The sequence below is a fragment of the Myroides sp. TSA_177.3 genome (genome assembly GCF_052691955.1).
The window spans coordinates 1-24,988 of the sequence record NZ_JBQZGD010000024.1 but is presented as its reverse complement, the minus strand read 5'-3'; the positions used below and the strand labels follow the sequence as shown (position 1 = coordinate 24,988).

At 36.1% G+C, this 24,988-nt stretch carries 20 protein-coding genes and 1 pseudogene; 3 read left to right on the top strand and 18 right to left on the bottom strand.

Annotated elements, in window-relative coordinates:
* Positions 1-4: 4 nt before the first annotated feature.
* From ACUTSE_RS16060 to ACUTSE_RS16035, 6 genes are all read right to left on the bottom strand, one after another.
* Positions 5-1,102: an ATP-binding protein gene (locus ACUTSE_RS16060; protein WP_002985106.1), complete on the bottom strand. Its 1,098-nt coding sequence runs from the start codon at positions 1,100-1,102 to the stop codon at positions 5-7.
* Positions 1,103-1,126: 24 nt separating this feature from the next.
* Positions 1,127-2,959, bottom strand: a complete 1,833-nt coding sequence (locus ACUTSE_RS16055; RefSeq protein WP_445640960.1) for a HEAT repeat domain-containing protein — start codon at positions 2,957-2,959, stop codon at positions 1,127-1,129.
* A gap of 19 nt (positions 2,960-2,978) precedes the next feature.
* Positions 2,979-4,421, bottom strand: coding sequence for an SWIM zinc finger family protein (locus ACUTSE_RS16050; protein WP_445640959.1), 1,443 nt, complete (start codon positions 4,419-4,421; stop codon positions 2,979-2,981).
* Positions 4,422-4,621: 200 nt separating this feature from the next.
* The gene (locus ACUTSE_RS16045) at positions 4,622-5,791 is read right to left on the bottom strand and encodes an efflux RND transporter periplasmic adaptor subunit (RefSeq protein WP_445640958.1); all 1,170 of its coding nucleotides are present in this window, start codon (positions 5,789-5,791) and stop codon (positions 4,622-4,624) included.
* Positions 5,792-5,803: 12 nt separating this feature from the next.
* The gene (locus tag ACUTSE_RS16040; RefSeq protein WP_445640957.1) at positions 5,804-10,141 is read right to left on the bottom strand and encodes a CusA/CzcA family heavy metal efflux RND transporter; all 4,338 of its coding nucleotides are present in this window, start codon (positions 10,139-10,141) and stop codon (positions 5,804-5,806) included.
* 68 nt (positions 10,142-10,209) lie between these two features.
* Positions 10,210-10,542, bottom strand: a complete 333-nt coding sequence (locus ACUTSE_RS16035; protein WP_445640956.1) for a hypothetical protein — start codon at positions 10,540-10,542, stop codon at positions 10,210-10,212.
* A gap of 580 nt (positions 10,543-11,122) precedes the next feature.
* Here ACUTSE_RS16035 and ACUTSE_RS16030 point away from each other — a divergent pair.
* Both ACUTSE_RS16030 and ACUTSE_RS16025 read left to right on the top strand, forming a co-directional pair.
* Positions 11,123-11,662, top strand: coding sequence for an AAA family ATPase (locus ACUTSE_RS16030; RefSeq protein WP_445640955.1), 540 nt, complete (start codon positions 11,123-11,125; stop codon positions 11,660-11,662).
* Positions 11,663-11,714: 52 nt separating this feature from the next.
* Entirely contained in the window at positions 11,715-12,482 is a 768-nt protein-coding gene (locus tag ACUTSE_RS16025) for a sulfite exporter TauE/SafE family protein (RefSeq protein WP_445640954.1), read from the top strand.
* Positions 12,483-12,586: 104 nt separating this feature from the next.
* Here the strand turns inward: ACUTSE_RS16025 and ACUTSE_RS16020 are convergent, their stop codons facing one another.
* From ACUTSE_RS16020 to ACUTSE_RS16005, 4 genes are all read right to left on the bottom strand, one after another.
* Positions 12,587-14,164, bottom strand: coding sequence for an MFS transporter (locus ACUTSE_RS16020; RefSeq protein ID WP_445640953.1), 1,578 nt, complete (start codon positions 14,162-14,164; stop codon positions 12,587-12,589).
* Positions 14,165-14,182: 18 nt separating this feature from the next.
* Positions 14,183-15,310: an HlyD family secretion protein gene (locus tag ACUTSE_RS16015; protein ID WP_445640952.1), complete on the bottom strand. Its 1,128-nt coding sequence runs from the start codon at positions 15,308-15,310 to the stop codon at positions 14,183-14,185.
* A 17-nt stretch (positions 15,311-15,327) separates the two neighbouring features.
* Complete coding sequence (locus ACUTSE_RS16010; protein ID WP_445640951.1) at positions 15,328-16,647, bottom strand: TolC family protein; 1,320 nt, start codon at positions 16,645-16,647, stop codon at positions 15,328-15,330.
* Positions 16,648-16,732: 85 nt separating this feature from the next.
* Positions 16,733-17,602: a helix-turn-helix domain-containing protein gene (locus ACUTSE_RS16005; RefSeq protein WP_445640950.1), complete on the bottom strand. Its 870-nt coding sequence runs from the start codon at positions 17,600-17,602 to the stop codon at positions 16,733-16,735.
* A 693-nt stretch (positions 17,603-18,295) separates the two neighbouring features.
* On the opposite strand from ACUTSE_RS16005, the gene ACUTSE_RS16000 reads away from it, so the two are divergent.
* Positions 18,296-19,522, top strand: a complete 1,227-nt coding sequence (locus tag ACUTSE_RS16000; protein ID WP_445640949.1) for an MFS transporter — start codon at positions 18,296-18,298, stop codon at positions 19,520-19,522.
* A gap of 259 nt (positions 19,523-19,781) precedes the next feature.
* On the opposite strand, the gene ACUTSE_RS15995 is transcribed toward ACUTSE_RS16000, so the two are convergent.
* From ACUTSE_RS15995 to ACUTSE_RS15960, 8 genes and pseudogenes are all read right to left on the bottom strand, one after another.
* Positions 19,782-20,102, bottom strand: coding sequence for a hypothetical protein (locus ACUTSE_RS15995; protein WP_002985127.1), 321 nt, complete (start codon positions 20,100-20,102; stop codon positions 19,782-19,784).
* 489 nt (positions 20,103-20,591) lie between these two features.
* On the bottom strand, positions 20,592-21,107 hold the full coding sequence (locus ACUTSE_RS15990; protein ID WP_445640948.1) for a hypothetical protein: 516 nt from the start codon (positions 21,105-21,107) through the stop codon (positions 20,592-20,594).
* A gap of 429 nt (positions 21,108-21,536) precedes the next feature.
* Complete coding sequence (locus ACUTSE_RS15985) at positions 21,537-21,863, bottom strand: hypothetical protein (RefSeq protein ID WP_445640947.1); 327 nt, start codon at positions 21,861-21,863, stop codon at positions 21,537-21,539.
* Positions 21,864-21,889: 26 nt separating this feature from the next.
* Positions 21,890-22,411 (bottom strand): STM3941 family protein, encoded by a 522-nt coding sequence (locus ACUTSE_RS15980; protein ID WP_445640946.1) that lies wholly within the window; start codon positions 22,409-22,411, stop codon positions 21,890-21,892.
* Positions 22,412-22,790: 379 nt separating this feature from the next.
* Positions 22,791-23,246: a hypothetical protein gene (locus ACUTSE_RS15975; protein ID WP_445640945.1), complete on the bottom strand. Its 456-nt coding sequence runs from the start codon at positions 23,244-23,246 to the stop codon at positions 22,791-22,793.
* 162 nt (positions 23,247-23,408) lie between these two features.
* On the bottom strand, positions 23,409-23,651 hold the full coding sequence (locus ACUTSE_RS15970) for a hypothetical protein (protein ID WP_445640944.1): 243 nt from the start codon (positions 23,649-23,651) through the stop codon (positions 23,409-23,411).
* Positions 23,652-23,938: 287 nt separating this feature from the next.
* The gene (locus ACUTSE_RS15965; RefSeq protein ID WP_445640943.1) at positions 23,939-24,301 is read right to left on the bottom strand and encodes a hypothetical protein; all 363 of its coding nucleotides are present in this window, start codon (positions 24,299-24,301) and stop codon (positions 23,939-23,941) included.
* A 484-nt stretch (positions 24,302-24,785) separates the two neighbouring features.
* Positions 24,786-24,988 (bottom strand): annotated as a pseudogene (locus ACUTSE_RS15960) (hypothetical protein); the annotation flags it as partial.

Genomic DNA, 24,988 nt, shown 5'->3' with positions numbered 1-24,988 from the left:
TCGGTTAAGCATTCATCTCACTACAAGTATTGTATAGACCTCGCCACGATGCGCCTCTTTTTTTCATTACATTTTCTAAATATTCTTTCCAGACTAATTTGTCTTTATCCTCATCTTTGACTACAGCTCCCTGTAAGCCTGCTGCTAAATCCTCATCTGTGATTGTTCCATCGCCAAAACTAGCTGCCAAAGCCATGCTATTTGTAATCAAAGAAATGGCTTCTGCTGTAGAAATAACACCACTTGGTGATTTCAGCTTTTGTTTTTCATCTAAAGTGGCTCCTTGACGCAACTCACGGAAAATCGTAACAATCTTCTCAATGGCCTCCTGGTTAGGTAAAGTAGCCTTCAATTGATAGCTATTGGAAATTTCAGCCACGCGTTTGGTAACAATGGATACTTCGGTTTCTAAATTTGCTGGAGCTGGTAAAACGATGATATTAAAACGGCGTTTTAAGGCGGAGGACATATCATTTACACCTCTATCTCTTGTATTTGCTGTCGCTATAATTGAAAACCCGCGTTGAGCGGCTAATTCATTTCCCAATTCAGGAATGGCAATGTTCTTCTCCGAAAGAATTGAAATTAAAGCATCTTGCACTTCAGAAGCACAACGTGAAATTTCTTCAAAACGCGCCACAGACCCTGTTTCCATCGCTCTGTAAATCGGACTTTTAATTAACGCTTCATTGGAGGGACCATTAGCCAACAACATAGCATAATTCCAGGAATAGCGAATTTGTTCTTCGCTTGTTCCTGCTGTTCCCTGTACCACTTTGGCAGAATCCCCACAAATAGCTGCAGTTAAATTCTCTGATAACCATGATTTTGCCGTTCCTGGCTCACCAATTAACAAAAGCGAACGATCGGTTAGCAAAGTCGCAATGGCAATTTCTACCAAGCGATTATGCCCAATATATTTAGGCGTGATTTCCGTTTTTCCAGCTTTTCCTCCAACAATAAATTTTAAAACTGCTTTGGGTGAAAGCTGCCAGCCCACAGGTTTTTCAACATTTTTATCTTCCTCTCTTAAAGCTTCTAACTCATGCGCATATAATTGCTCCGCTGGTAATCTCAGTATATCTTGTTTTGTATCTGTCATTTTTTATCGTATAAATAATTAAACTTATTTTGCTATTTCTTCAGCAATTTGGTTGTAGATATCAACCTTTTTCTTCTCGAACATCTCCTTAAATTTAGGCGCATACTCTTTGGGAAATTGCGTCCAAAATCCGTTATTCATCAAGCGATAAAGGGCGTAATAATACGAGTTTTTCGGGAAGCGATCCATCGCTTTATAAATCACTTCAAAGCGATCTTTTACTTGTCGCTCCATCAGCAATTCAAAGATTGTAATTTGCTCTTCTGGCGCAATTTGAAGTGTTAACTCCTTCAATAGTTTGTCCAACTCTTTGTTTATTGGCTCTACTGTATGCAGGAGCAATAGCACTTCGTTATATGTATTATCCCAACGAATTTTACCGTCAAAGTATCCAAACAACAACGGAATCCAGCGTCGATCTATTTTATCCCCTGTAACTTGTATTGCTTCTGTATTTTGATAATGATAGCCATACACATCAGTATACACATGAAAAAGAGCAGTTGGCGTAATCAGGGCTTTGTCTTTGCCAAATCGTGGACCGAATATATCATATACCTTTTCAGGAGTATAAAATTGTACAGCCACTTCCATATAATCAAACCACCAACGCGATTGGTATTCGCTACTAAACGCTCTGTGGATGTGCTGTTCATAAAACTCCAATACCTGAGCCTTATCGTAGGTTTTTAAACAAGCTTCAATGGCAAAGAACAAATTGCTAACACTGTAATTTAGAAAGGCCTTTTTCGCTGTTAATACTATCCCCAACTGTTTATTCGTGATTACTTGAGCTAAAAAAGCGAATACTTCGGGTTGTCCCTTTTCTTTCAACACATCCAAATGGAGAATGAATCGCTCTACAGCTTCCCCCACTTTCTTATCTTCTGTCTCTTGATCGAGGGCTATAAGCGTTTCAAAAGCTCCCACCACTTGATCCATTACTTCTGCAAAGAAGAAAGGCATAGAGGAAGTGGATAATGCTTTGGTAACCAATTGAAGGTTCGTTTTATTTTTTGTATTTTTCACGTAAACGTCTTTCAGTTTTTCAAGACTACTTTGGGTATTCAGTACAGCCAAAGCTTGGTAAACCGCTTCTCGAACTAATTTGTTCTTGTCCTCTGCTAAACTGATAATAAGGGGCTCGTGTTTGACATCTACACTTAAAATTGTTATTGCTTCTGCCTGTAAAGCAGGCAAAGATTCAGCCATAATAGTATCTATCACCGTTTGTAAGTCGCTATACCCCAATAGGGCAAGTAAACGCAATCGCCTAACCTGTTCAGTTTTATCTTCGTATTTAAATCCTTCGACCAAAAAGTAAAGCATTGGTTTTCCAATACTTGGAATAATCGTTTCTTCAACATATTCACACAGTTCGCTATACTTATCCGCCAAAGCTATATTTAAATATTGAAAAGTACGTGAATCTTGGAATAGATTGCGCTCAAAGGCATCTTTTAAAACTTCCAATCGCCCCGAATTAGAAATCGTTAAAGCCTCTATTACTGGTTTCAACTGTAGATAAGAATACGTGGTACTTATCTCCGCAATGGCTAAATTGGGTTGCTGTGTTGTTACTTCTGCCTCCTCTACAGTAAATTCCCCTTGTGTATACAATACAGCATACAGCAAATTGGAAAGATTCATCAATTTTTCTGCGGATTCTTGCGTATCTGCTTGAATTAAATCTTCAATATCTGTAGCCATTTTTTTAAAAACGGGAGCTTTTTCTCCTAATTTACTCAATACAGCGATGTGTTTTTGCAAACGAGGATCGCCTTTAGCAAATTTACTTCCCGCTATAAATAAGCGATTTATTTCTTGTTGGAGGTCATATAAGGGTTGAATTCTCATGCTAATTTTGTTTCAGGTATTAATACAATAGTCTTACAATTTTGTTAGGGGTAATCAAAGACAAGGGTTGAATAGAAAACAAACCACGTTGTACATCATTATTCACCATGGCCGTTAAGGTATACCCTTTGGCAGCTGCGGGCAAGATTGACTTTAAATTCGAAGAAGGCAGGCCTGTTTCACCGGGTAGATCTTGCAAAGTCAACTTATTGCCTAGCGCATCTTCCACTACCAGATGCTCTCCCATCAAGTACGCTTTTTCTAGCGCAAGAAGAACCACTGGATTCTTATCCATCAACGGATTTTTAATGGTGTTTTTCACCTCTTTAATCGTTTCTGCAAAATTGATACTACCAAAAGCGTGAATCACAGCTAAGTCTTCTTGAGTTAATGCACGTGCGTTGGTATTTTCTGCTTCCCAACGAACGCGTGGGTTTTGATCCCCTGGATAGATGTAAATTTCATTGAGTTGTAAGACCTCAAAATTACTATTGTCCTCTTTGATGTATTTGGTAGCACGATATGGACGATAATTTTTCGTTTTGTATATTTTTCCCGTTTTTAGATTAAGCCATATGCCTTCATCTACATATTCCCTACGCGCAAAGTGATCAAAGCTCGTAAAAGACAACTGAAGCAAATTCGCATTCTCCTCATAAAGACCATATTGCATCAACTCAATTAAAGTCCAAGTATAACCTATTTGCTCTTCAATAGCAGATGCTAAATCAGGAGTTGCTTCGGGATCTTCTTTGCGCTTATTTAAATACTCCGTACTTTTTTTCAGCAAAGCTGAAATAAAATTCACTTGATCAATCACACCAGTATATTCTTCTTCGCGTACTGCGTCTAGTTCTAATAACAGATGATTAAAGGCTGTTTGAATTCCATTGATATAATAGTTTCCTAGCTCTTTAATTTGAACAGCAAGTGCTCTTTTCATTTTAGTATCCAAGCTAGATAACCCCGTTAATGTAATGTCTTTGAGTATTTTTTGAGCCAATTCAATTCCTGTCAACTGAGCCTCTACTTTTTTACTAAAAGCTGCTTTATTGATTTTTTTAGGTTTCTCTGCTTTTTCTTTGATTGATTCTTTAAGTTGTGCCTTTTTCTCCTGTTTCTTTTCTATTTTATCGCGTTTTGACGCGATATCTTCTGGAATTTCTGCAATTTCAAATGCCGTACTCTTTTCATCATAGGCATACAGTAAACCAAGGGCGTGTTTACACGGAAACTGTCGACTTGGACAGGTGCATCGAAATACAGGATTCATCGCATCTACATAATCTGCTGAACAACGATAAGGATTTTTACCACTTCCTGCGCATTCACCCCAAATAAGGTTCTGTTCCGCTGAAATTTGCAAATTCGAAAATTTGTTCTTCTTCAAAAGATCACGCCCATTTTTTGCCGCAGCAGCATTGGGGGCAAGCTCCTCAATTTTATTTTGTGTTATTTCCATAGCTTACTACTATCGTATATTTAATTGCATTTTTTACTTGTTGTTAAAGATAGAATATTCCCCTAATTTGGCACAGCGAACTCCCATCTTTCAACAAATTTATTATTCGTTTTACTACTGAAATTTTCGTCGTTTTTTCGCATAAAAAAAGTCAGAAGAACAAACTTCCGACTTTCTCTTATTTAAAACAATCCCTGTTTTTAGTGACTATGTCCACCGCCACCTTCATTCTTAATCAAATGGCTTTGTAAATAGTAAGCTCCTTGGGTTACAATACTATATTGATCAGGTACAGCTTCGATGATATCTACTTGGGTGAATCCCAATTCCTTTACGCCTGTTTTCACTTCTACACGTTTGTAGTGAAAATGTTCTTCATGCGCTTCACCTTCCTCAGCAATAAAGATAAATTCTCGTCCATCTGCTTTGATAACGGCTTCATTTGGCAAGGCTTTTACCGTTTTTTCTCCAACATCAATCAAAGCATTTACATATAATCCAGGAATCAGATTATCCGGCACTTGCTCAATATTTGCGTGAGCAATAACCGTTTTAGTTCCTGGTTCAAACGCTTTCCCAATACTAAAAATAGTAGCTGTTACTTCTGCTTTGTTGATATTCGTCAAATTAAAAGATACCTTTTGTCCTTCATGTACATAAGGCAAATCTTTTTCGTAAATCTTTAGATCCAAATGTATTTTAGAATTATCCACTAAAGAAAACAACGTTTGTCCATTCACTATATTCGTGCCAATTCGAATCGGAATTGCGGATACGTTTCCACTAATTGGTGCGACAATTTTTAACGTTCGAGAAGAACCTGCTCCTACCAAAGACAACTGATTGGTCAGCGATTGATAACGCGATTTCTCAATATTCAATTCTGATTTAGTCTTCTGATAGGTCTTTTCTGAATTGACATTCTCTGCTCGAAGTGTTTGTTGACGCTTATATTCCAAGTCTAAATACTCCAAATTATTCTTTGAAATCTGGTAGTCTTCTTGCAATTTTATATACTCTGGACTATCCGCAATGGCCAATACCTGTCCTTTATTCACACGATCACCAATATTAACGAGGATCTGCGTAATGGTTCCACTTAAAAAAGTAGTGACATCTGCCTGATTTTGAGGCGGTAATTCCGTTTGTCCATTGACTTTAATTACATCCGATAGATTCTTGTCTTCCAACTGCCCTAATACAATACCGGCGGCCTTTTTCTGTGCGCTATTTAGTTCAACTTCTTTCCCTGTATTTTCCTCCTGCTCTTCTTCTTGCGTTACAACAGTTTCTTCCGTTGTTGTTTTAGTTTGACAACTAGTAAAGAAAATCGTTCCAAAAACAAATAAAGCTATATATATTCTTTTCATTTTAAATTCGAATTATTGGTTAACTAAATAATGAAGGGCATTGTGTCCCAAATTATATTGCAATACAGCATCTAAGTAATTAATCTGTATGTTCAATGCGGTTTCCATCGATTGGATATACTCCACATAGGAGATATCTCCATTATTGTACGATTTATTCGCGTGATCTTGGATGATGGAAGCATTCAATAACGCACTCTCTTTATAATAATCAATTACAGATTGTTGCGCACTGATAATTTCCAACTGCTGCTGAACCGATTCACTCAACTGCTTGTGCAAATAATTCTTTTCTAGTTCGGCTTGTTCCAAGCTGTACTTCATGGCTTTTATTTTTTTGGACTGACTGCCAAAGAAGATTGGAATACTCAGTCCTACCGTATAACTCGGAATACGCAATTCTCGTCCATAATTTGTTCCATTTGCTCTTAGTCCAGCTTCCGATTCAATCGAATAACCAAGCGTTACATCAGGTAAAAGCAAGGATTTTTCTAACTTACGTGTAGCCTCCACGCGTTCTATTTCCTTATTGGCTAATTGCAAGCTATTATTTTCCTCTAAATTCAAATCAGCCCACGGATCATGTTCATCGTATATCAATTCACGTTCACTCAATTCAAAATCCGTTTCTAAGTTTAAAAAGGTTTTAATTTTCGACTTTTCATTTTGTAAAAACGTAGTATTCTGCGTAATTAAAACACTAATTTCCTGTTCTTTGGCTTGGGCTACATTACTTTCCATCAACGTTGTTTCTCCCGTTTCATAACGCAATTTTGCAGATTTAGAAAAGGCCTTTAACAGCGTAAATTGTTGTTCTAGTAATTTCTTTTTTGATTGTGCATACAGGATATTTTCCCATGTTTGTTTTATTTCAAATTCGACTGCAATCGTTTTTCCTTGCAATTGAATTTCAGCGCTTTCATACTCCTTTTGCAAGATATTTTTCTTTTTCCCGTAGGTAAAAGGACTTAGGGCTTGAGAAACGTTTAAGCTCATGTCTCGTTGTGCTTTTCCATTGAGGTAACCATACCCCATAGATACTTCTGTTTTAGGGATATCATAGGCCGTTTTAACGAGTTGCTCCTGACTCAATACATTGGCTCTAGAAGCTTGTAAGCTTTGGTTATTCTCACGTGCTAATGCTAAAGCCTCATCTAGGGACAATCGCTTTACTTCTTGTGCTTGTGCTCCACCTACAGCTAAAAATGCAAGTAAGGTCAAACTAAGAGTTTGTATTTTTGTTGGTTTCTTAAACCCTCTTTCTTCGTAATAATAAATAATCGGTAAAACGATCAACGTCAATAACGTCGCTGTTATTAGCCCACCAATTACCACTGTCGCCAATGGTTTTTGTACCTCAGCACCAGCACTTGTGCTCAATGCCATCGGTAGGAATCCCAAAGAAGCAACTGCAGCCGTTAACAATACGGGACGCAAGCGAATTTTGGTTCCTTCTATAATTCGTTCATATAAATCCATTCCTTGTTCTTTTAGTTGATTAAACTGACCAATCAATACAATACCATTCAATACTGCCACCCCAAATAAAGCAATGAAGCCAACACCTGCGGAAATACTAAAAGGCATATCTCTCAACCACAGCGCTGCTACACCTCCAATAGCGGATAATGGAATTGCGGTAAAAATAATTAAGGATTGCTTCACTGATTTAAAGGTAAAATACAGCAAAACAAAGATGAGCGCTAAAGCGATAGGAACGGCAATCATCAAGCGATTAGTTGCTTCCACTAAGTTTTCAAACTGCCCTCCATAGGTAAGATAATAGCCATCAGGTAACTTTAACTGAGCATCTAATTTAGCTTGAATATCGTGTACAACACTCTTAACATCGCGTCCTTTCACATTGAATCCCAATACAATGCGTCTTCTTCCATCTTCACGGCTAATTTGCTGTGGTCCATCTTCATAATCAATATCAGCCAACTGACTCAATGGAATCTGTTGTCCATCTGCAAGAGGAACAAAGAAATTCTTTAGGTTTTCAATATCTGATCTCGATGCCTGATCCAAACGAACCACCAAATCAAATCGCTTTTCTCCTTCATATACTAATCCAGTGGTTTCACCAGCAAATCCCGCGCGAATAATCTGACTGATATCGGCGATTTTCAATCCGTAAAGCGCCAATTTATCCTTGTCATATTTAATCGAAATCTGCGGTAAACCCGTAACGCGTTCTAGTTTCGGACTTGAAACTCCAGGAACATTGGCAATCATACCATTAATCTCATCACCAATACTCGCTAAACGATCCAAATCTTCACCAAATACTTTGATGGCAACGTCACTGCGGACTCCCGTCATTAATTCATTAAAACGCATCTGAATGGGCTGAGAGAACTCAGTCGTAACACCTGGAATTTGCTCCAGAGCGGCTTCCATTTTATCAATCAATTCTTCTTTTGTTGTAGCTGATGTCCACTCTTTTTTCTCTTTGAGGACAATAATCATATCCGCTGCTTCCATCGGCATTGGGTCGGTAGGAATTTCCGCACTTCCAATTTTGGAAATCACCATCTTTACTTCCGGAAAGTTCTCCATCAAGATTTGCTCTGCTTTGGTCGTTGTTTCAATTTCTTGAGACAGCGAACTTCCCGAAGAAATAATAATATGCGTTGCTAAATCTCCTTCATCTAAGGTAGGGATAAACTCCCCTCCCATTTTACTAAACACGACTAAAGCTAAGGCGAATAAACCAAAGGCAATAACCAAAACGAATCGCTTGATTTTGAATGCTTTTTCTAAAATTGGTTTATAAATGCTATAGAGTTTATCAATTAATTTATCACTAAAGTTTGGTTTGGTTTTACCCGCTTCTTTCTTCAAGAACAAAGAAGAAGCCATCGGAACATAGGTCAAAGAAAGAATAAACGCACCTAAAATAGCAAAAGACACCGTCATCGCCATAGGTCCAAACATTTTTCCTTCAATTCCCGTTAAAGCTAAGATTGGAAGGTAAACAATCAGAATGATAATCTCTCCAAAAGAAGCACTCGTTCTGATTTTTGAAGCCGCACTATACACTTCCTCATTCATCTCTTGCTGGGTGAGCTTCCTATTCTTTCCTAGATGCAGTCGATGGACAATGGCTTCCACAATAATCACAGCCCCATCAACAATAAGTCCAAAGTCAATCGCTCCCAAACTCATCAAGTTTCCACTGACCCCAAACAGCTTCATCAAACTGATGGCAAATAGCAAGGACAACGGAATTACAGAAGCTACAATTAGTCCTGCACGCCAATTTCCAAGTAGTAAAACCAAAACAAATACTACAATTAAGGCTCCCTCAATTAAGTTTGTTTGAATGGTATTTACTGTTTTATCAATCAACTTAGTACGATCAATAAATGGCTCAATTGCAACCCCTTCAGGCAGTGTTTTTTCGATTTGCGTCATTTTCTCTTTGACCAATTTCACTACTTCCTGGGTATTTGCATTTTTCAGCATCATCACCATCCCACTTACATCCTCTCCTTTTCCATCTTTGGTTACGGCCCCATAGCGAATGCTACTTCCAATTTTAACCTCTGCTACATCGCGAATTAAAATCGGTGTACCATTTACTGTTTTAACCACAATTTTCTCAATATCTTCCATGGATTGCACCATTCCAATACTGCGAATAAAATAAGCATAGGGTTTTTTATCAATATAAGCACCACCCGTATTTTCGTTATTTTGCTCTAAGGCATCGAATATCTCGATGATGGAGGTATTCATACTTTTCAAGCGATCTGGCTGTACAGACACCTCATATTGCTTTAGATGCCCACCTAAGGTGTTAACTTCCGCCACTCCTTTTACCCCAATCAATTGAGGTTTAATAATCCAATCTTGAATGGTACGAAGTTCCATACTGTTGTATTGCTCCTCATACCCTTCTTTGGCATACACTACATATTGATAAATTTCGCCTAGCCCTGTACTCACTGGAGCTAACTCTGGCGTACCTACATTTTTAGGAATAACTTCTTCTGCCGCTTTCAGATTTTCATTAATCTGATTTCTAGCCCAATAAATATCGGTATCTTCACTAAAAACAACAGTCACCACACTTAATCCAAAACGACTAATCGAACGGAGTTCTGTAATATTAGGAATGGGTTTAACCGCTTGTTCAATGGGATAAGTAATAAATTGCTCTACCTCTTGCGTAGCTAACGTTGGCGAGCTTGTAATAATTTGTACCTGATTATTCGTAATATCAGGCTGGGTATCCATAGGTAAATTCATCAACGAGTAACTCCCTACTGCGATAAGTCCGAGTACAAAAAGTCCTACAATGAATTTATTACGAATACTAAATTGAATGATTTTATCTAGCATCTCTGTATAATTAAAACGTGAAAAAAGGCATCAATCTCTTTGAGATTAACGACAAGAATACGGAGTAACTATACGAGTTTAGGTGGTTGCCAGATACTGTATACTACAGGCTCTACAAAAGGATAAGGTAAAAGTGTTTTTTCAGTAACGACAAGTTGTACAACTTGTGGTACGGTGTAATTTGGCAGTGCTAAACTCACGGAAACAGCACAACATACACAAGCACAAAATGGAGAACAAGCATCAGCTACATGGTCTGCGTGTTGTTTTTCAACAACCGAAGTTGCAACCGTTTCTGTTGACACCACAGGAGAAACATATCTATCCGCACATGGATAGAAAGAAATAACCGCTATGGTTATTGCTAAAAGTAAAGATACTATGTACTTATAATGTTTCATCCCTACAAAAATAGCAAGACTTTTTTAATTTCCATACCTCCTCTCCTTCATTTGCAATGCAATTGCATCATTTTTTGCTCTCTTTCTCTTTACTACATCAACAAAACATAGGTATATAAAAAAAGTAACCTTTTCTGTCTTGGGAAAAGGTTACTTAGGACTTGTTGTTTTTGCATGTGATATGCAGGCTACTTTTGGGTATTATGTTTAATTGTTGTTTGCAATTATCGTACTTTGTTTAGTTCAAAACTCGTGCCAAAAACAATTCAGCGATTCAAAAAATTATATTTTTTGCAAAAAACAGCTCATTTTGAAACACATAATCCTAAAAATAAGTATCTTTGCTTTACTTATTTCGTACTTAGTACCGTTTATACTGCATCAATCTTCTACTTTTTTAGGAAATTTTCTACAAGGTGTGTCTCATACACCAATCAAGTTATTTTTTACATTTCCACATGCTCCTTTTACATCCGAATATGAATTCTCTTGGGATTGATCTGGTCGTCAACCAACTATTTATGCGTTGTTGCTACCCCATACAATCCAATACACTAATCCTTTATCTATTTAATTCTATATGGAACCATATTACATTTTTACTGGAGGTCCTGGTAGCGGCAAGTCTACTGTGCTCGAAGCCCTAGCTCGTTTAACTTATCCAACTGTACCTGAAGTAGGACGCGCTATTATTCAACAGCAAATGCAAACAGAAGGCAATGCACTGCCGTGGCTAAATAAGCAACGCTTTTTTGAGGCGATGTTTAATCAGTCCATTCTTGATTATCAATCGCAGACTCGTGAAACACCGCTATTCTTTGATCGAGGTTTACTCGACAGTATTGGATATGCGCGTTTGGAACACTTGGACATACAACCCAATCAGCTGTATATAGCCAAACAAATGCTTTATGCTTCTCCTGTATTTATCTTCCCGCCTTGGGAAGCTATCTACACCAATGACAAGGAGCGCAAACAAGATTTTGCCCTTGCCATTCAAACGTATGAAGTCATGCATGCAACATATAAAGAATTTGGTTATCAACTAGTTGAAGTTCCGTGTACTGCTATTGAAGAACGCGTCGAATTTATCCTTGAATATCTGCATTTAAAACCGTAGATGAGTTACCTTTGCACCCAAACAAACGAACGACTATTTTATTCTTCACTGTATGGAATTCGATATTATATTCTACCTGTGTATCATTGCTTTTTGCGCAGGTTTCATTGATGCTATTGCCGGTGGTGGTGGATTAATTCAAACGCCTCTAGGCTTAGCTCTACTTCCGAATATTCCTGTTTCTTCTGTTATTGGAACACTTAAAATTCCCGCTTTCTCTGGAACAGCTATTGCAGTGAGGCAATACTTGAAGCAAACAAACATCCAATGGTCTTACTTCCTTTTATTGGCACTCCTTTCTTGTGGAAGTGCTTTCTTTGGATCTTATGTGCTAACCATCGTCAATAATGATTTTATGAAGCCTCTGCTTCTAATTATCCTTATCGCGCTATGGGTATTTACCTATTTCAAGAAGGATTTTACCAAAAAACACCTCACGGAGATTACCAAACAAAAAAGATATACTTACGGGATTATTATTTCCCTCGTAATCGGTTTCTATGATGGGTTTATTGGCCCTGCAACGGGTACTTTCTTTATCATGGGATTTATCTTCCTCATTGGATTTGACTTCTTTAAGGCATCTGCCTATGCGAAACTCATCAACTTATTTACGAATCTAGGAAGTATTATCCTATTCTTAATCAAAGGGCAAATCCTTTGGTCTGTAGCCTTACCCATGGCGGTATGCAATGGAATTGGCGGGTATTTCGGTGCAAAAATGGCCATCCTAAAAGGACAACAATGGGTAAGGTATGTTTTCTTATTTATTATGTTGATTGCTATTTTTAGATTTGGATATGAGGTTGTTTTGGGGTGATCTATTCACACCATACTGTTCTTGAGTGATGGATGCGATTCTCACAAAGCACAAAAAAAGCAGCCTCTATAAAAGAAAACTGCTTTTCGTACAAACCTATAACTTTATGTATGAAGTTCTTCTTCAATTTTTTCTTGGTCTTTACTACTAATCCACAGCTGACCAATTTTAGATAGACGGATTCGCGTTAATACATCTTTTGTTCGACCATAATGATGGAACAACACATACAACAGAATCCCTATTCCTAGGATATTAATAAATCCGAAGATTATTTTATTTGCGGCTAAGATTGCATTGAGTTGCATAGCGCTTAGGTTGACATTTCCTCCAGACTGAATCAGCCATACATCATCCAAATACACAGCTAAATTACTCATACTCTGCAGTTGCAATTTATATTGCATCCAAGTGAATAGTGCACTAAAAATACCTAGAGAAATAAAGGTACGCCAAAGTAAAACGAAACCAATAAGACTCAACAAGCTAGGGATATCCAACTTATCCAGCGTATAGTACCAGATCACGATAAACAAAATACTCATACCCATTCCTTTAAAGAATTGAGGCAACAACCACAGGTTATAGTTTAATTCGGGTACCATGAAAAAATACATCATCACGGTATAGAGCATAAAAGAAGCAAATCCCAAGAAAGTCAATAAGCGGATAGGCACTAAACGATTGAACCACTTATAAGCGATGATAGCCCCGACTAATAGCCCTGGAATCATCATAATATTGAGTGAAGCATTAGTTAAAGCATTATAGCCTAATACCCCCATGGCGAACGTATTCTGTAAATTTGTTGTGGCCAAATACATTCCCAAGCAAAGCAACATCACAATTCCATGGCGCACATTATTTTTATTGAAAGCCTTTAAAGATAAGAACGGACGAGTAAGCAATTGTTGACGCAAGAAAAAAGCAAATACCAAGAGCAAAAACGTCAAGATTGCATATTTAATCTGATCGGATTCAAACCAATTTTGTTGTTTTCCAAAAGCCAATACATAACCCAAAATCATAAAGGAGCTGACATACAAGAGTACGCTGAGCCAATCAATATAAAACAAGGGCACCTTGCGCATAAAACGCTGATTGTGTTGAAATATCAGACAAATCAAAGCGGCTACTAAACAAATCGAAGCATAAACCAAATAGCCGAATTGCCAATTTGCATAGTACGATATTTTGGTGATATAATAGGCTGAAACTTGGGTTACAAGTAAAACAGCAGTATAAAAAATACTATAAAAACGCCCGCGATTCCCATCTTTAGAAAGGATAAACATCAAGGGCAACACGACCTCCATCATCCCCAACATTTTAAAAACGCCAATCAAAAAAGAAGCGCCAATAATCACCTGAGGTTGATGCGTTGTTCCCATAACGATAAACAAGAGTGCAATTCCCGTTAAACTACCGACCAGGATTTCTTTGGTTCGGAAACGCGCTTTGATGCGAACAATCAAAGGCATAACTGCTCCCATCCCTACAACACTAGCGTAGTTAGCCCATAAGTAATATTCGCTCATGGCGCCCGTACTCCCTACCAAATACGTAATATTGGGGGTGTAAATGGCGCTTACCCCAAAGAAAATCAGCGCAATCACTACAATAAGCAATAGCATGACTGACTTGGGAACCCAAGCGTAAAATAAACCTTGATTATATTTCATCTTTCGTTGGTTCTATCCTTATTTTTTTAATTGTACATTCATATTCATCCCTGCCTTTAGACGGTGAATCGCTTCTTGTGCATTCGCGTCCGTAAATTCAATACGCACAGGAATACGCTGTTGTACTTTTACAAAATTACCGGTTGAGTTATCCGTTGGCATACTCGAATAGCGATTTCCTGTTGCTGCAGAAATAGCCGTTACTACCCCTTCGAATCGCTCCCCTTTTACAGCATCTGCTGTCATTGTTAGGATTGTTCCTACCTGTACATCGGGCATTTGAGATTCTAAAAAGTTGGCCGTTACCCATTTCTCATCGTCGCGTACAATGGTTGTAATCTGCTGACTAGGGTTCAGCAATTGCCCCGGATTAATTAAGCGTCTCCCCATTGTACCGTCATAAGGTGCTTGAATCACCGTATAGGACAAGTTCAGTTGAGCCATGTCTAGCATTGCTTTTGTACGCTTAATATCCGCATCGTTTAACGCCACACGCGTTTGTATTTCTGACACTGATAAACGCGTCGTTGTTTGTTGTTTTTTCAATGCTTCATAAGCCGACTTCGCAGCTTGATATTCTGTATTCACCTGATCAAACTGCTGTTGCGTTACCGCTTCTACTTGAAGTAAATTCTGATATCGCTTTTGGTTTTGTTCTGCATTCCACAAACGCGCTTGAGCACCTTGAATATTGGAATCAAATACCCCAATATTATTGCTCGCTGTTTGCATGCTAGATTGGGTAACCTCTTTTGCTGCTAATGCGCTCAAATAGGCTGCCTCCGCTTGTTCTAGTTGAGTGCGTATCTCTCGATCATCCAATACAACTAACGTATCTCCTTTTTTAACTTGTTGATGTTCAATAAATTTAATTTCCTTGATGTAAGCAGATACCCGTGTATTAATGGGATTAATATATTCTTCCACCTGAGCAGATTCGGTATAATCTTTATCCCCTATGTGGAAATATTGAGTTAGCAACCAATAAAATGCAAAAGCAACAACTAAGAAAGTCAACGTATTCACTAGAATAATTTTGCGTTTCTTTTTTACTTCTTGTTTGTAGTTAATCGTTATTGGTGCGCTCTTTTTTTCTTGAGGTTCTACTTGAGGTTCGGTATGTGTCGTTTTGTCTGTTTGTTCCATAGTAATTGTAGCAATTTTTACAACGTTCCCGTTGCTTTTAATAAACTATAATATTGATAAAGTACGTTGATTTGAGCATTGGCAAATTGCAATTCAGCTTCTAACTTTGCATTGGTAGCATCCGTCATTTCTGCTTGAATGGCCAATTGATTTAAGTATTTTGCCTCAATGATGCGGTAATTCTCCTGCGCCAATTGCTGGCTTTTTTCTAAGAGATGCGCTTGTTGAATGGATTCTTCATATTTAGCATAAGCAGCATGTACACTCATTTCGATTTGTTGCATCGCCAGCACTTTCGTATCCGTAGCCTTTGTTTTTTCGAGTTGTTCTAACTTGACTTTTTTAGGTGTTTTGTACAGATTATCTAGGCTATAGCTCAAGGATACTCCTACTTGCCAAGTATTAGAATACATATCCATCACGGGATTAGAAGTCGTAATAGGTCGACTCATAGTATAGCCACCAATAGCAGCTAAAGCGGGGTATTGATCTGTCTTAGCCAATTCAATTTTTTTATCTGCTGCTTCTATTGCTTTTTGTGTCATTTGCAAGGTTGGATGATGCTCATAAGCTAAAGCTAAATAACTGTCATACATTCCCATCAATTCTTTCTCTTCTAGAGTTTCTGAAGGAATTAATTGATTATTCGCATCTAGTCCTAAGGCAATATTCAAATTGTAATTGACAATCTTTCTATTGTTATTTACAACTAATAAGGCCTGATCAATATTTTGCAGCGCCAATTCTCCGCGAATCACTTCGTTTCGCGTTAACATCCCTTGACTGTAAAATTGTTTGACATTATCCAAGCGAAGCTGCCCCAACTTCTTGTTGTTTTGATACACTTCTTGTTGATTCAACAACTTGTAAAGATCCAAATAGTTGGAAATGACTAAAAACTTAATGCTTTGCTGATCGTTGACCCAATCTAATTCCGCCAACTGTTCGCCAATTTCAGCAAGTTCAATTGACTTTCTAATTGCCCCGCCTTTGTACAGTAATTCAGATGCTTGAATAGCATACGAATTGCCAAAATGAGGCATATCTTTCGTCATGACCTTTGAAAAATCACGATCGAGAATTAAGGCATCCCCGATATAAGCAGCTGTTGCAGATACTCCAATTGTCGGTAATTGTTGTTGTTTTAGAATTTGAGTTTGTTGGGTAGCAATGTCTTTTTGTTGGACACTTATTTTGAGTTGTTGATGATTGGCTAACGCTAATTCAATGAGTTCTTCTACGGATAGTTGCTTTGTTTTTTCTTGTGCGTAACTTCCTATAGTTGAAAACAATAAAGCACCTAAACCACCGAGGATTGTGCGCAATTTTCTTTTCATTTTTCCTTTGTTTGATGCTTACAAAGGTAAGATGCTCACTCAGGGCCAACAATGATTGAAATGACCGATAAGATGTTCAAAAGTACTATTTACTCTTATTCAACAACGCTCTATATTGCGTAGGACTCATATTTTGATGTTTTTTAAAGAAGTGGGTAAAAGCATATTGATCGCTAAAATGGAGTTTGGCCGCAATTTCTTTGAGAGAAATAGACGAATCTGTCAATTGGGCTTTGGCCTCATTTACAATAAATTCGCTTATGATTTGATTGGGCGTACGTTGAGCCACTTCCTTGACAACTGCACTCAAATATCGAATCGAAATCGACAATGCATCAGCATAAAACTGTACGTTTTTTGCCTGTAAATAGTGATCCGAAACTAAATTGACAAAATCATACGCCAATTTTTGTTGTCTACTTAAATGTGCTAATTGTTCTTCATGCAACGGAGCGACGATTCCTACCAAATGATACAGCAGAATATTGAAATAACTCTGAATAATTTGCTCTGCATAAGTTGTCGTTTGAAAGTGTTGGGTATAATAATCCATTAAGGTAAGGTTTTCCCAAAAGACGGCAAATTCAGGAGCTGAAATCGTAAATATACGTTTCAACTGATTCTTTAGGTCTTTGTACACTTTAACTTTATTGAGTTGGAACGTACTATTTTCAACAAAAGCCCGATCATAGCCCAACAGTCGCAATTCCGTATGCGGATCTATGGCTAGAATTTCATATACATATTTGGTATTGATGAGGAGAAACGAATAACCGACAATTTCAATTTCATTAATTTGCTCCTTCATTCGGATACGCCCTTTCAGCACAAACAAAATAGAAGAACGTTTTGGGCGATAAGGCCTTCCTGAAGCTGCAGTTTCAAAAATGGTATCTTCGTCATAAATGCGAAGTGCTTCATAGATTTTCGGTTCTGGTATAGACGTTTCGGCCATGCTTTCAATCTTATGGGGTACAAATTACAAAATGCTAGGCTATAATTAGACAAAAGGCCAACAATATTCTTGACCTGCTCCAAAACGTACAATTTTCAATTAAAATCAGAAAAAATAAGAGTATTTCATATAATATTCAAATTTACCTGGTACTATCTAGCTTTATCTGCTCAACTCGGCATGTTTTTTGAGTTACAGTAAAAAGGTAAGCAAGCTTGCTAGTGGTTATTGGTGAAAGATTTAGTTTATTTTATTGTAATCGTATAATTACAAGTTTTTCGTTGGTTAAGAACTAAATTCTCCCTTCACAATCACCAAACTAGAAGTTAGCATCCGTTTGTTTTTTTTTGTTTTGAACTACTATTTGCCCTACTTTTTGATGTTTGTTAGGCAAAATTTAAATTATTCATATATATCCTTAAAGTAGCAAATAGTAGTTCTTTTTTCTTCTTATTTTTTCTTCTTATTTTCTTTGTTATTATTCGAAGTACAGACGATTTTTTTACAGCCAAACCAACAAAAAAGGCCCAAAACCTCTCTAGTCTCCCCCTTCTATTTTATCTTATTCTAAATAGCTGACTACATGATGAACAACTCAGTGAAAGAGGGAATAATCTGTTATCTTTGCATGCTTTTGCTACAGGGATAAAACAGTCCACCACAAGAAAAGCTCAACCTATTTATTTGTCAATTATGGAAGCAACTTCAACAGTGCCTTTTTCAAGGTATGAGAAATTTGTCATCTTTATACTCGCTATTACACAGTTTACCGTTATTCTAGACTTTATGGTCATGGCTCCTTTAGGGGATTTATTGCTCAAAAGTTTGGCTATGGATACGCAAGATTTCGGTATTGCAGTATCCGCTTATGCCTTTAGTGCGGGTGCCTCTGGTTTATTAACAGCGGGATTTGCGGATAAATTTGACCGCAAAAAATTATTGCTGTTTTTCTATATCGGTTTTATTGTAGGAACTTTATTCTGCGGTTTGGCCTATTCTTATGAAACATTAGTTGCGGCTCGAATCTTTACAGGGCTCTTTGGTGGAGTAATTGGCTCTATCTCTATGGCTATTATTACAGATATTTTTAGCTTACAACAACGTGGACGTGTTATGGGATTCATCCAAATGGGATTTGGAGCTAGTCAGGTATTGGGAATTCCTATTGGGTTATATATTGCCAATAAATGGGTTTGGGAAGCGCCATTCTTTTTAATTGTCGTGCTCTCCATTCTCATCGCTCTCCTTATTGGGTTCTACCTCCGTCCAGTTAATGCACACCTAGCTTTGCAACAGGATCATAAGCCATTAACTCACTTATGGAATACCCTAAAGAATAAAGAATACCGCATCGGTTTTGTCGCAACTACATTTTTATCGGTCGGCGGTTTTATGATGATGCCTTTCGGAACGATATTTGCAGTCAATAACTTAGGGGTTCACCCGGATCAACTGCCTTTGCTGTTTATGGTTTCTGGGGTTACTTCCCTTATTTTCATGCCATTCATTGGAAAGTTGAGCGATAGAATGAATAAATACTTATTATTCAGCATCGCTTCTATTTGGTTGATGCTGGTATGTGTGATCTATACGAATATGGCGCAAATTCCACTTTGGTTGGTTATGGTGATCAATATCTTCATGATGTTTGGTATTATGAGTCGTATGGTGCCTTCTTCTGCTTTAACTAGTGCTGTTCCAGAAGGAAAAGATCGCGGTGCTTTTATGAGTATCAACGCGTCTATTCAGCAAATTGCAGGTGGAATCGCCGCTGCTATTGCAGGATTAATCGTGTACCAAGATCATAAAAATAGCCCGTTAATGAATTATGATATCGTGGGTTATGTTGTGGTGGGCGTGTCTTGTTTGAGTATTGTGCTGATGTATCGCGTTAATCAATTGATTAAAACGAAAAGGTGAGGTTTGCTTTTCGTGAGGTTTGTGGTTTGTGAGGTTGTAAGGGGGTGAGATGATGAGAGGGTGAGGCGATGAGATTCGGTATTATAAAATTTTCTTTATTAGAAAAAATGTATCCTATCGCCATGTCATGCTGACGCAGGAAGCATCGCATCCGTTATTCACATTGGCTGGAGATTTGTGATTTGTGGGGAGGCTTTTTTGCCTTTTGTGTTTTTGCTTTTTTGTATAATTTATCGATTAAAGAAGAATTTCCTCTTTCCTATCTATTAACTCTTAAAAAGATATCTTTTTTGCCATTTTGGTCAAATCGATAAACAATAATTTCACTTGAATTTGCTTCTTTAGCGATAATATCTCCTTTTGTTATTGTTGTTGGTGAAGGGAACGTATAGCTCGTAAATTTATTTCCTTCGGCATCGTAAAAAGAATAGGTTGAATCAGGTGCGACCTCAACTTGATCTACAACAAAATAAATTTCTTCTTTTTGTTCTGCCGTGCTAGGCTGATTCTTCATAAAATAAGTAAACTGAAGAATTGCAACAATGACAACTACTGCAACAATGATAATACTCTTTTTCAATGGGTGTACATTTAATTTTGATAAAACTACAATTTAAATTTTTGATTAAGAAAAATAATACTTGTTATGCAGGCTTTTTTGGGAAATGTTTTTTTGTTTTTTTGCTAGGTGCTTTTTTGTGATGTGACAAATGCGACCCTTCGTTACCTCAGGGTGACATACGAACCGGAGAAATCTGCTGGGTAAAAAAGATTGTTCTTTTGAGTATCCACACCTAGTCCTAGACCCAGTCCATACACCCAGTATGTCATGCTGACGAAGGAAGCATCGCATCGGTCACTCCATGTAGTTCTGCTTTTTGTTCCTTATGTTTTTCTTTTTGTGTGACAAATGCACCCCTTCGTGCCCTCAGAATGATTACTATGCGTCGTGAGAACAGTTTTAATTCTCTCTGCATTGAATAATACCTCCGTAAACGGTTAACTAAAAACAAACCCCAACCTTCCAAACGGATCGTTGGGGTGGATTGTTTATTTTAACGATAGCAGTTTACTCAATAACCACGACTTCTTTTTTTATTTCTTCAAATATTCTATCAAAGTGAATTGAATCACGCTTTCCCTTATTATTATAAAAATTGTACATTATCTGATCTTCAATTAATACTAAAAAAAGATATCTCCCCTTTTCTTCAAATTTAACGTTTCCCAAAATAAACTCTCTATTAGGAATATATACAGAATCTTTTAAAACAATATCACTTTTCAAAATCTTATTTCCTAGTTTTATTGGCTTATAATAAGAAAATTTAATTGATCTAAAATTAATTGTATCTACCATAGGCTCAACAATCGTATCAAAAGGACTATCGAAATAAAAAACAGCATCATAGGGTTGATTAACTTTTAAGGTATCAGGTAATTCCAAGGTATAATTGATATTACCTCCTAAAGATTCAGATAATGATTCCGTCAACTGTATCCCTTTATACTCTTCTGGTTGATTCCCTTTCTTTTCACAAGAATAAAACATAATCATTATTAAAAATATTCCTATCTTCTTCATTATAAATTATATTTTTTATTTAACATTTTAGCTGTATTTGATTTTTTCAATGAATCCTCACTTTTAAAATTAGTCCAATTAGTATTTAAAATCACACTCCTAAGTAAAAAAGTATCCCTTTGTTGTGGTACGATATCCAAAGGTATTTCTTTTTTAGAATATCTATATGGATTAGAATTTCGCACCCTAAACATCTGCAACCTCAGGGTGACATACGAACCGGAGAAATCTGGTGGGTAAAAAAAGGGTTGTTCTTTTGAGTATCCATACCTGATCCTAGACCCAGTCCATACACCCAGCATGTCATGCTGACGAAGGAAGCATCGCATCTGTTGCTCAACGTCTGTTATACCAATTAGTATTACACCCCTTATAATAGAAGCACTGGATGTGATTTCTCTTATCACTTTTGAAGTATACGAAGTTAAACTACTTCAAATTGTAGCTGTCATAAAACGTATATACACCCTTTGATTCTTTTCTATATATCTTAAAGTGGTTGGTGTTAGATTCTTTTGAGATCGAGTCACCTATTTTTAAATCAATACTATCCAAAACCGTAATATTTATGGACAAACCATTTTCTAAATAATATTCTATTGTTCGTTTTTGCCAATCATTACTAGCTATTATTTTTTCATTTAGAATACTATCATAAAATTGCTTTTTATTATCTCGTCCTATCCAATAAAAATATAAAACTATTCCTATAAGGATCCCCAATGGATATAGTCGCCAAATATTTTTAATTTTCATACCACCTAAATAAAAATTAAATCTAACTATTTAAATCTAACATACTTATTTAAATTTGATTTTACTTCTTCTAAAGAACAAAGCAAATTCTTTGTTTCAATAACAATCGAGGTTCCATACATACTTCTATATCCAAATGCATTTATTTTTTTTAATAAATTTCTATTTCCAAAGTATTTACGTTCATCCTTCACAAAAATTAAAAAAAAAGTATTTTTTTTAATTTTTTTTATTCTTATTGATGTAATATCTCTCCATTCTACTTCCCCCGAATTAAGTAAATTAGTATTATTTATCATTCCATTCTTCGATACAATTAATCCATTGTCATCGAATAATAGAACAAAATAGCCTATAAAAAGAGGAATCGAAAAAAGGCAAATACTTGTTCCACATATTTTAATCCACAGCTCACTTCTTACCAAAGAAGAAGTAAAAATAGAAGGATAAAATATAAATAAAGCTCCAGCAATAATTAATAAAAACAATATTAAAAGGATACTAATAATATTTTTTTTATTCAATTTAAATACAACTTTTTCACTCATTATTTTATCTTTTATGCAAAATGAAATTTTGCTTCTACTAGAAGGGATGACCTCCTGTATATAAGGTGACAACTCAATGTGATTGTAAGGGATTCTTTTCTACTGTATAAATCAGGGGTTCTTTTTCAAAACCATCAAAGTAAATATGTAAGCGCAAGCACGATGGACAATGTACACAAATTTTCATTTTAGCATAGACGTCTTCTGCATCAATTGTATCATGATATTGATCGAAGTCAGTATCTGATATAAATAGATATTGATGAATTGAAGGTATACCACTTAGATTTATGTGTTCACCACAATTACATGTTATTTTAGGCATAATTTTCTTTTTTTACGATACTATAATTTGACCGAGTGAACTACCCTGTTATTTTTAATCTACAAAAGGAAAATCTTCTTCCAGTTTTATACTATGTTCTCTATGTTTTTCAACATAGTCTAAAAGTAGTTGAAAATTACTTAGTTTGCCACTATATTTATTATTAATAGAATAATAACCAAAATCATCAATACAGATTATTTTATCTGCCAATTCAATTCGATACCGAACATCCATCCCATAATTTACGCCTACCATTTCATCTACTTCAGCACCATACAATAATTCATCTATGAAATTTTCATCCTCTATTTTAAAATAAGAACTCAAAGACCCTAAGCTGTCCATAAAGTTATTACAACTAACTGCCATTTCTGTATTAACCATATATCGAACAAAATATATCGTACCGTAATCTTCTTGCAACTGTGCAGTTTCTTCTTCTGTATTCTTATTTTTACACCCCAATACACAGAGGAATAAAATACCAAAAACTATTATTTTTTTCATTATCCTATTTTTTACATCCTTATACTGTGATCTACTCTAGAGAAATGTTTTTTTGTTTTTTTGCTAGGTGTTTTTTTGTGAGGTGACAAATGCGACCCTTCGTTACCTCAGGACATACGAATCAGAGAAATCTGCTGGGTAAAAAAAGAATTATTCTTTACTCTATTTTTCCTCCCAAATTTCATTAAACTCCGCTTCCGTAATAAAATCAGCTTCTTTTAGCTCCAATTCTTCAAGTGATTGATCATACAACATAGCATCTCCTATCATTGGATTATCCAAGGTAAGCAATACTTTAGATGTAGGAGTTATTTCCACTTGTCTTACTGCTTTATCCTCTTGAAAATGCAAATAAAACAATACACTTTCTTCGTCCCAGTACTTCTTTATATAAATTTCTTTCATACTAAATTTAGTTAACCATATCATCTACTCATGATTCTAAGGCTTTTTCACCTATATTCTCGTTATTTCAAGCATTAGAAAATTCAAAACTTTCCTTTGACAATAAATATATGCTTTTTTGTTTTTTGCTAGGTGCTTTTTGTGATGTGAGAAATGCGACTCTTCGTTACCTCAGGACATACGAATCAGAGGAATCTGCTGGGTAAAAAAGGATTGTTTTATTGAATATCACACCTAGTCCATATACTCCGTCATACTAATGTCAAGAATGGGCTGCTATAATGACTTTATTGAACAACCATTGACCAATCAAATTCAGCTTTATTATAGTACTCAACTTTCGTATCTAGGTTTATAAGTACACATTCTATTGCATGGTCATGTACATAAAATTCACAATAGTATTGTTTTTGAGATTTAATATAAAAAAGGTTCCTAATCTTTTTCGCCTGGTATTTTTCTTCAACAAATCTTGTTATCTTCTTAAATTCTTTATTCTTATTAAAGACTAAATCTTCATATTCAAAACCTGTATGGCAAATTATATCATTTTTCAAGAATGCAACAGAAGAAGTATGGCAAGCATAAAATATAACAAAAACGAATACAATACTCTTTCTCAACAAACTAAATATCTTTTTATTTGACATATTCTTTCACGTTTTTACTTAGACACTCCTTTCATTTGGTAAAGGATTACCTCCAGCATACCAATATAAACCAGTAATTGTTGTTCCTTGACTTAGAGCACGTCGATGAGCCTTTTATATTCACTACGATCTTCTTCTTTTATAATTTATGCGTACGGACTGTAAATCCATGCAATAAGGGGGCTAATACTTCATATTAAACCATTGTCTTTTGCAATCAAAAAAATTAAAATTAAACCAAAAATCACTCCCATAATAAAAGATTTAAGAGTAAATAAATTACTATAAAGCGTTCTATTTTTATCCCAAAAATCTTTTTTCATTATTGTGTAAATAACTGTATAAACACATAACAACAATAATATATATACTAAAACTCTACTTATCATATCCAGGATAAAATGATCTACCTAAATTACTTCTACCATAATCTATGGATTTATCTGATTCCATCATAAGCGTATCTATCATAGGCCCCTCTATATTATTTAATGGTACTTTTTTCAGAAAGTAATGGTAAATATTCCATTGAATCTAAAACCAAAATATTCTTATTATTCCAATCTGTAAAAATATAATTTTTAGATATTTTTTTTACTCCACCAATTTGTACTGTATCCATTTCTTCCTTACTCCATTCTCCAATAAAAACCCCCTTTAATCCTATTGGAAAGGTTGAGAATACAT

Excerpts from the sequence above, each read along its gene's own strand:
- ACUTSE_RS16030 (WP_445640955.1), top strand. The coding sequence starts at position 11,123 with ATGGAACCATATTACATTTTTACTGGAGGTCCTGGTAGCGGCAAGTCT.
- ACUTSE_RS16040 (WP_445640957.1), bottom strand. The coding sequence starts at position 10,141 with ATGCTAGATAAAATCATTCAATTTAGTATTCGTAATAAATTCATTGTA.
- ACUTSE_RS16055 (WP_445640960.1), bottom strand. The coding sequence starts at position 2,959 with ATGAGAATTCAACCCTTATATGACCTCCAACAAGAAATAAATCGCTTA.
- ACUTSE_RS16010 (WP_445640951.1), bottom strand. The coding sequence starts at position 16,647 with ATGAAAAGAAAATTGCGCACAATCCTCGGTGGTTTAGGTGCTTTATTG.
- ACUTSE_RS16005 (WP_445640950.1), bottom strand. The coding sequence starts at position 17,602 with ATGGCCGAAACGTCTATACCAGAACCGAAAATCTATGAAGCACTTCGC.
- ACUTSE_RS15970 (WP_445640944.1), bottom strand. The coding sequence starts at position 23,651 with ATGAAAGAAATTTATATAAAGAAGTACTGGGACGAAGAAAGTGTATTG.
- ACUTSE_RS15990 (WP_445640948.1), bottom strand. The coding sequence starts at position 21,107 with ATGAAGAAGATAGGAATATTTTTAATAATGATTATGTTTTATTCTTGT.
- ACUTSE_RS16050 (WP_445640959.1), bottom strand. The coding sequence starts at position 4,421 with ATGGAAATAACACAAAATAAAATTGAGGAGCTTGCCCCCAATGCTGCT.
- ACUTSE_RS16060 (WP_002985106.1), bottom strand. The coding sequence starts at position 1,102 with ATGACAGATACAAAACAAGATATACTGAGATTACCAGCGGAGCAATTA.
- ACUTSE_RS15975 (WP_445640945.1), bottom strand. The coding sequence starts at position 23,246 with ATGAAAAAAATAATAGTTTTTGGTATTTTATTCCTCTGTGTATTGGGG.
- ACUTSE_RS16025 (WP_445640954.1), top strand. The coding sequence starts at position 11,715 with ATGGAATTCGATATTATATTCTACCTGTGTATCATTGCTTTTTGCGCA.
- ACUTSE_RS15965 (WP_445640943.1), bottom strand. The coding sequence starts at position 24,301 with ATGTCAAATAAAAAGATATTTAGTTTGTTGAGAAAGAGTATTGTATTC.
- ACUTSE_RS16035 (WP_445640956.1), bottom strand. The coding sequence starts at position 10,542 with ATGAAACATTATAAGTACATAGTATCTTTACTTTTAGCAATAACCATA.
- ACUTSE_RS16020 (WP_445640953.1), bottom strand. The coding sequence starts at position 14,164 with ATGAAATATAATCAAGGTTTATTTTACGCTTGGGTTCCCAAGTCAGTC.
- ACUTSE_RS15980 (WP_445640946.1), bottom strand. The coding sequence starts at position 22,411 with ATGAGTGAAAAAGTTGTATTTAAATTGAATAAAAAAAATATTATTAGT.
- ACUTSE_RS16015 (WP_445640952.1), bottom strand. The coding sequence starts at position 15,310 with ATGGAACAAACAGACAAAACGACACATACCGAACCTCAAGTAGAACCT.
- ACUTSE_RS15985 (WP_445640947.1), bottom strand. The coding sequence starts at position 21,863 with ATGAAAATTAAAAATATTTGGCGACTATATCCATTGGGGATCCTTATA.
- ACUTSE_RS16045 (WP_445640958.1), bottom strand. The coding sequence starts at position 5,791 with ATGAAAAGAATATATATAGCTTTATTTGTTTTTGGAACGATTTTCTTT.
- ACUTSE_RS16000 (WP_445640949.1), top strand. The coding sequence starts at position 18,296 with ATGGAAGCAACTTCAACAGTGCCTTTTTCAAGGTATGAGAAATTTGTC.